The organism is Mesorhizobium sp. M0047 (assembly GCF_040323315.1).
GTDB lineage: Bacteria > Pseudomonadota > Alphaproteobacteria > Rhizobiales > Rhizobiaceae > Mesorhizobium.
Genome location: NZ_JAMYUW010000059.1, coordinates 23,115 through 30,965, shown reverse-complemented (window position 1 = coordinate 30,965; position 7,851 = coordinate 23,115). Strand labels below are relative to the sequence as shown.

At 63.7% G+C, this 7,851-nt stretch carries 3 protein-coding genes; 1 reads left to right on the top strand and 2 read right to left on the bottom strand.

Annotated elements, in window-relative coordinates; all coding sequences use genetic code 11:
* Together NKJ89_RS33060 and NKJ89_RS33055 are read right to left on the bottom strand one after the other, a co-directional pair.
* A partial coding sequence (locus NKJ89_RS33060; RefSeq protein WP_352608670.1) for a DUF7929 domain-containing protein occupies positions 1-3,294 on the bottom strand: 3,294 nt, incomplete at its 3' end.
* A gap of 10 nt (positions 3,295-3,304) precedes the next feature.
* Entirely contained in the window at positions 3,305-5,263 is a 1,959-nt protein-coding gene (locus NKJ89_RS33055; RefSeq protein WP_352608669.1) for an NHL repeat-containing protein, read from the bottom strand.
* A 488-nt stretch (positions 5,264-5,751) separates the two neighbouring features.
* Here NKJ89_RS33055 and dnaK point away from each other — a divergent pair, with 488 nt between their 5' ends.
* A complete protein-coding gene (gene dnaK / locus NKJ89_RS33050) occupies positions 5,752-7,668 on the top strand; it encodes a molecular chaperone DnaK (protein WP_352608668.1) in 1,917 nt (638 codons plus the stop codon).
* Positions 7,669-7,851 lie beyond the last annotated feature (183 nt).

The window sequence follows — 7,851 nt, the reverse complement described above, 5'->3', positions numbered from 1 at the left end:
GATCGGACGGCAGGCGTTGTCCCTGACTTCCGTACCCTTGGGGCAGACGCAATCGCCATCGGCATTGTGGACCTGGCCACGGATCGTGCACTGCTCGGGCTTCGGCCGGATCGGACGGCAGGCGTTGTCCCTGACTTCCGTACCCTTGGGGCAGACGCAATCGCCATCGGCATTGTGGACCTGGCCACGGATCACGCACTGCTCGGGCTTGTCGGTCCTGACGCATTTGCCGTTCTCAAGCCCGGTTCCGCGTGGACAGACGCAGCGTCCGTCCTCGGTGCGGATCTGGCCTTCGAGCAGCACGCAGCGCTTCGGCTCCGGCTTCGGCACGATACCGCCACCCGGCGAACACTGGCCGTTGCGGAACGTCGTACCGGGCGGGCAGACGCACCGGCCGGCGCCGTTCAGGACGAAGCCTGCCGAGCATTCCTTCTTCGTCTCGTGGCTGATGGAGAAGGGATGGCAGGCATAGGCTTTGCCGCGATCGCCCTGGATGTTGGTCTGATCGCCGGAAAGCACGTCGCCACCGCCCTGCACCCGTGTGTCGGGAGACAGGACGCCAACGCAGTTCTGGCCGCTGACGTTGCCCTGCAGATTGGCCAGGCGGCCGTCGTCGGGAATGACCACGGTGACATGGTGCATTTGGCTTTCGCCTGCGCCGAGCGTCAGGTTGGCAATGCAGGACAGCGGCAAGCTTGTCGGTTCCGGCGAGCAGCCGAAGGGCGGATCGATCGAAGTGATCTCAACCCCTTCCAGCCTGCCGAGACCCTCCACGCCGATCGCATCACCGATGCGGACCGGCCCGGAGAAGGGGCTTGTGCCGTCGTTCGTGATGGTGATCTCGAACGAGCAGGGTTGGCCGAGCTTGCATTCGCGGTCGCCGGTCTTTTCGACGCGGATGGTCGAAGAGCCGCCGCCCTTGGCGCAGGCCTGGCCGATCGGATAGACGATGTCGTCGCCCGGCGCCGGACCATACGAGCCGCGCGCGCAGTTCTCGAACGCGCCGTTCGCCGAAACCGTCACGTCGAAGTGGCGGCTGGTTCCAGGTGTCATCACGGCACCGGGGATCTGGCACGACAGCGCATTGGCCGGAACCGGTCCGCACGCCCATTCCGCGCCGTCAGGAGTGACGGACTGGATCTGGACGGGCGCGCCGCCAGCCAGCAGCGTGGCGGCATCGTTGACCCGCACCGGGCCGGTGGGGGCAGCGGTGCCAAGGCTGATGACAGTGATGCGGCAAGAGACGACCGCGGCACCGGCGAGCGAGGCGTTGCACACCTTGGTGATGCGCAGGGCCGGCTTGCCGCCATTGGGATGACCGAAGCGTTCCTTGGCGCAAGCCTTGTTGTTGGTGAGGTCGACCTCACCGGGGATGGCCTTCACCACCGCGCAGTTCTCGACCGTGTCCGACTGGTAGCCGGCGGGCATGACCGCCTTGACGACAATCGGTGTCGAGGCGCCCGGAGGCAGCGAGATCCCCGCATTGTCACAGCGGAACTGGCCGGGGCCATTTGGTCCGCATGTCCAGGGTGGGCTCGGGCCGAAGGTCGAGGAGGACGGTGCACCGGACGGATAGCTGTCGATCACCGTCAGCGGCCCGTTATAGGTCGATGTGCCGTTGTTGATGATGTCGATCACGAAGTAGCAGATGCCGTCGGCCGTGCAGACCGGGATGCGGGCGCGCTTCTTCAGGATCAGGTCGACCTTCTTTTCGACCGGCGGCCGGCAGTCGCGGTCACGATCGCCACGCCGGCAGATCGGGATCGAGGCACAGCCGCGATCGTTCGACTGGCTGCCGAAAAGCGGCTTGCCGCTGGCCCCATAATTATAGGTGGCGCAGTTGCGCAAGGCGCCGCCTTGCCAGCCCCCGGCCGGCTTGAAGCCGAGCTTGAGGTCGACCGAGGCTCCCGGATTGAGCGTGGTCACCGGATAGGTGCACGTCATCGGGGTGGTGCCGGGCACGCAGACCCAGGGCGGATTGGGGCCTGAATCGAGCGTCGAGCCGGCCGGCAGCGTCACTTCGTCGAGCACGATCTTGCCGTGGTAGGCACCGGTGCCGACATTGGTGACCCTGATGGTGAAGTCGCAGCCGCCGCCCATCGTGCAACGCGACACGTCGGCGCGTTTCTCGACCTTGAGATCCGGTTCCTTGTCCTTGGGCGGGCATCTCTGGTCACGCGGGATGACGATGTCGATCGTCTGCGTGCAGCACAGGCCCCAGCCTTCCTTCGGACCGGCATAGGTTTCGATGCCGGTGACGACGAGGTGGATGACGTCACCGGGCGATGCGCCGACGATCTTCCAGTTGAGCACACCGCCGCCCGCCGGCACCAGCTGCGTGTCGGGGATGATGGTGATGCCGGGCGTGGTCGTCGACACCTGCACCCATTTGCCGCCCATCTCCGGGCCGACCGGCATGTGGTAGATGAAGGCGCCGCCGCCGGGCACGCAGTCGACCGTGCCGCGCTCCACCTTGAAGCACTCCTTGCCGGGAGGCGGTGGTGGCGGATTGCACTTGCTGACATCGATCTTGATCGAGGTCTTTTCGCCGGTCTTGAAGTCGCCGTCGTCGGGCTTGCCCGGATCCTGCGACGGGATAATGGTCCCGGTGCCTGGTCCGGCGGTCAACTTGATCATGCCCTGGTTGTCGACGATCGTCGGCGCGGGAAATGCCGCATGATCGATCTTGGCCGTGATCTTGAAGTTGATGACGCGCTCGTTGGGAGCCCCGACGCCGTCGAGATCGGAAGTAGAGATGCGGAAATCGGAAACAACAGCCGTATCGTTCGGATTTGCCGACGTGCTGATCGTCGCCCCCGGCAGCGGTCCGCCGGACGCATCCGTGCCGTCGCCGGACACATCGACGTTGACGATCTCAAGGCCGTGTGGAAGCTGGTCCTTGAAATCGACCCGGACTTTCTTCAGCCTGGCCTCCAGGCTCGGGTCGGCAAGGCCCCGCGGATCGCCGCGCAGGCCGAAGCTCAGCGAATAGACGACATAGTCGCAGCCCCGTTGAGTGCCTTTCTTGGTGAAGAAGGGTAAGACCCGGTCGGGCCTCGGATTGATGACGCGCGAACTGTCGAGATCGAGCTTCAGCTCCGGGGTGATCGGGGCGGCGTCTTCCGCAAAGCCTTGCACCGGGGCCAGCATGGCGACCGCGATACCGGCCGCCATCAGCCAGCGCGTGCCGCGCCTGGCGTATGACAGGGGTTTCATGATCGTCTCCATGACGGTTGTTTGAGTGCCGGTTAATTGGCTGCTCTGGGCGAACGGGGAGAGTGCGAGATTTTTCATCTTCCCCTCCTCAACGTTCGCAGCTGACGGCTGGGGTTCTGAGCGGCAAAGTCATCTTGCAGCAAGGGTAGTAGCCGCCCTTGTCCTTGTCGGACTTCCTGTAGAAGCAGAGCCCGACATCGACTGTGTCGCCCGGATAGTGGCCGGTGATGTCGATCGTGTAGGGCTTGCCGGGCGCATGCGACTGCCGGGTGGTTACCCCGACACCTGGCGTCCTGGACTGGGCCTTGATCGAATCGCCGCCGAAGCCGGCATGGTCATGGAGATAGAGATCGGCCTCGAGGCCGGAGGGCGTGCAATAGTACTGGACGTCGTCGACATCGAGACATGGAGGCAGATTGCCGGGCGGTGGGAAGTCCGGCGGATAGAAGGGCGGCAGATAACCGCCCGGAATTTCCTCATAATAGCCGGCGCGGCCTTCGCAGGGATGCCAAACGGCGACGTCGCCGACATGGCCCTCGACCTCCGGGTCGTCGAAATAGCTGTCGAAGTCGACGAACCAGGAGCCGAAGGGCGGCACGTTGGCCGGCTTGACCAGCTCCTTGGGCGTGATCTGCACGCCATGCACGGCGAACGGCCCGCCGGCGGCGAGCTGCTCGGCGAGAGTCGGATTGTCGCGCAATTTGTCGCCGGTGTTGACCAGCGTCTGCGTGCAGACCGAAGTGTCGAGATTGCCGTCGGCGTCATAGCCATATTGCAGGTCGAGACCGCCGGCCGACTGCCTGTTGCCCTGTGGGAAACCGACCGCGTATTCCTGCGGCACTTCGACCCAGACCGATTCCGTTTCCGGATCGTCCGGGTTCTCTCTGAAGTAGCGGATGACCTCGCCTTTGCCGGAATCGGCGAACTGGCTGTAGTCGTAGCGGTTCTCGACCGGGCCGCGCTGGGCCAGGTACATGAAGCCGCTGTTGTCGAAGGCAATGTCGGTGACGGCGTAGTCCTTGTCGGCCTTGACCGTCAGTTCCCAGCGCGGATCGCCGGCAAAAGTGCCGTCGCGGGCAATGCCCACCGACCAGATTTCCGACTGTTCGCCGACCGAATAGTAGAGCCGGCCGCCATGATAGGAAACGGCCCAGATGCGGCGCTCGTCCTGGGTATAGCCCCAGCTGTCGGGGTCTTCGCTGTCGAAGGCCGCGCCCTGTATGTCCATCACCGAGCCATCGTCGGCGACGGGAGCCAGCCCATGCGCCGGACGCCCGGCAACGCCATGGTCAAAGCTGTCGATCAGCGCGCCGGCGGCATCGATGCGGTGGATCAGTCCGGTATCGAGATCGGAAGCGAAGAGCTGGCGATGGCTGGGATCGAAGGTAAGATTGCCGATGCCGGGACCGCTGTTGGTGTCGATGTCGGCAAACTTGGAGACCTGGCCGGTGATGCCGTCGATCTTCCAGATGGTGCCCGGTCCGCCGCCGTTTTCGGTGCCGAACTGGCCATCCATGAAGATGGCGCCGGCCGCGCCGCGGCGCTGCCGCTCAGGCCTGCCATCATCGTCGGTATCGGGCGTGACGATGCGGATGCCGTGCAACGAGGTGGCGGCGGCATAGAGGTTTGGAATGCCTGATGGAACGCCGTCGCGCACGCCGTCGTCATAGGTGACGCCGAACACCTGGCCGATCTGCTCTGCCGTCACCTCGAAAGGCGGCGGCGTATTGACGAGCTGGCCGGCGGCTGGCCCGCCCAGATGCGAGACGTCGAACACGCGCAAGGTTGCGCGCGTGGCGTCGATGAAGGTTTCGTCGACCGGATCGACGCCTGGCGGCAGGCCCTCGTCGAGATTGGGAATGATGGTGCCGGAAAATCCGGTCACTGCCATGGAACCGGGGTAGATGATCTGGGTTTCCTGCGCCTGGGCAGCGCCCAGCCACAGACCGGCGCTTAGCGCCAGCGTCAGCAATCCGCTGCTTGCGTGCGCGATACTGCGCAAATGTCCATCGAGAGACGACACGAACGAGCCGCGGATGCGAGACATGACATTCCCCCCGTAGTCGACGGGAGAAATGTCCGGTTGGGCCGCGCAAATCAGGGCAAGGCGCGGCGGTCCGGCTCGTTTTTCCCCGATCGAATTGTCTGCTTTCCTCATTGTCACGATACGCCTGCTCTTACGCAGGGTCAACGGAACCAGCGGAAAACCCAGCGCATCGACCCCGTCCCGAAGGCGGTGGCCGCGCCGAGCTCCTGTTGTTCCCGAAGACCGTGGTGCCTCTGGGTTATTGGTCATGGGGCTTCCTTTCCGGGCCGCACGATGCGGCACCTGGAGATCAGTCGCAGGCGGAAGTGGAAAGGTTCATGGAAGCCTTGCGCAGAATGCTTGCGCGCGCTGCAGCCTGTTCTTATATACGCGCCAAGCCGTTCGGTGCCGGAATGCCGGTTGCCGGAACGGAATTTCTTGTGAACAGGGGCTTTCGTCGGAATGCCTGTACGGGTCCTGAGAGCCTGCTTAGCGGAGAGACTAGAAAAATGGCAAAAGTAATCGGTATCGATCTTGGCACCACCAATTCCTGTATCGCCATCATGGATGGCAAAGAGCCTAAGGTAATCGAGAATGCGGAAGGGGCGCGCACGACGCCTTCCATCGTCGCCATCAGCGGCGACGACGAACGTCTCGTCGGCCAGCCGGCCAAGCGCCAGGCGGTCACCAATCCTGAAAACACCATCTTCGCGGTCAAGCGCCTGATCGGTCGCCGCTATGACGATCCGGTGACGGAAAAGGACAAGAAGCTTGTCCCTTACAAGATCATCAAGGGCGACAATGGCGATGCCTGGGTCGAGGCCGGCGGCAAGAAGCAGTCGCCCTCGCAGATTTCGGCCATGATCCTGCAGAAGATGAAGGAAACGGCGGAAGCCTATCTCGGCGAGAAGGTCGAGAAGGCGGTCATCACCGTTCCGGCCTATTTCAACGACGCCCAGCGCCAGGCAACCAAGGACGCCGGCAAGATCGCCGGCCTCGAAGTGCTGCGCATCATCAATGAGCCGACGGCTGCGGCACTTGCCTATGGCCTCGACAAGAAGGAAGGCAAGACCATTGCCGTCTATGACCTTGGCGGCGGCACGTTCGACATTTCGGTGCTCGAAATCGGCGACGGCGTGTTCGAGGTCAAGTCGACCAATGGCGACACCTTCCTGGGCGGCGAGGATTTCGACATGCGCCTGGTCGAGTACCTGGCGACTGAGTTCAAGAAGGAACAGGGCATCGACCTGAAGAACGACAAGCTCGCCCTGCAGCGCCTCAAGGAGGCGGCTGAAAAGGCCAAGATCGAGCTGTCGTCGACAACGCAGACCGAAATCAACCTGCCCTTCATCACTGCCGACGCGACCGGGCCGAAGCACCTGACGCTGAAGCTGACGCGCGCCAAGTTCGAGCAGCTGGTCGATGACCTGGTCCAGCGCACGATTGCCCCTTGCAAGGCGGCGCTCAAGGATGCCGGCCTAAAGGCCGGCGAGATCGACGAGGTCGTTCTGGTCGGCGGCATGACCCGCATGCCCAAGATCCAGGAGATCGTGAAGCAGTTCTTCGGCAAGGAGCCGCACAAGGGCGTCAACCCGGATGAGGTCGTCGCTCTGGGCGCCGCCATCCAGGCAGGCGTGCTGCAGGGTGACGTCAAGGACGTGCTTTTGCTTGACGTGACGCCGCTGTCGCTCGGCATCGAGACGCTCGGTGGCGTGTTCACCCGCCTGATCGAGCGCAACACGACGATCCCGACCAAGAAGAGCCAGGTGTTCTCGACGGCCGAGGACAGTCAATCGGCCGTGACCATCCGCGTCTTCCAGGGTGAGCGCGAAATGGCCGCCGACAACAAGGCGCTCGGCCAGTTCGACCTGGTCGGCATCCCGCCGGCGCCGCGCGGCGTGCCGCAGATCGAGGTCACCTTCGACATCGACGCCAACGGCATCGTCAACGTCTCGGCCAAGGACAAGGGCACCGGCAAGGAGCACCAGATCCGCATCCAGGCATCGGGTGGTCTTTCGGACGCAGACATCGAGAAGATGGTCAAGGACGCCGAGGCCAATGCCGAGACCGACAAGAAGCGGCGTGCTCTGGTCGAAGCCCGCAACCAGGCCGAAGCGCTGCTGCATTCGTCCGAGAAGTCGCTGAAGGAATATGGCGACAAGGTCTCGGAAGCCGACCGCACGGCGATCTCCGACGCCATCGCGGCGCTGAAGACCGCCACGGAGGGCGCCGACGCGGCCGACATCGAGGCCAAGTCGCAGGCGCTTGCCGAGGCTTCGATGAAGCTTGGCCAGGCCATGTACGAGGCTTCGCAGAAGGAAGCGGCGGAAGCCGACGCCAAGGCGGACGCCGCCAAGGACAGTGACGTGGTCGATGCCGATTTCGAGGAAATCGACGAGGACGACGACAAGAAGAAGTCCGCCTGAGCCGTTTGACGGCAAAATAGAGCGAAAGCCCGGCGCAAAGCCGGGCTTTTTTGCAACCCTTTGCACAAAAACAGCGGGTCTGGCCGAAAAAAAGCGGCCAAACCTGCGTCGACACTGGCATCGCGGTTCCATCGCACCTAAATCGAAACGTCAGTGCCGGCAAGAGACGCAACAATGCTTGAA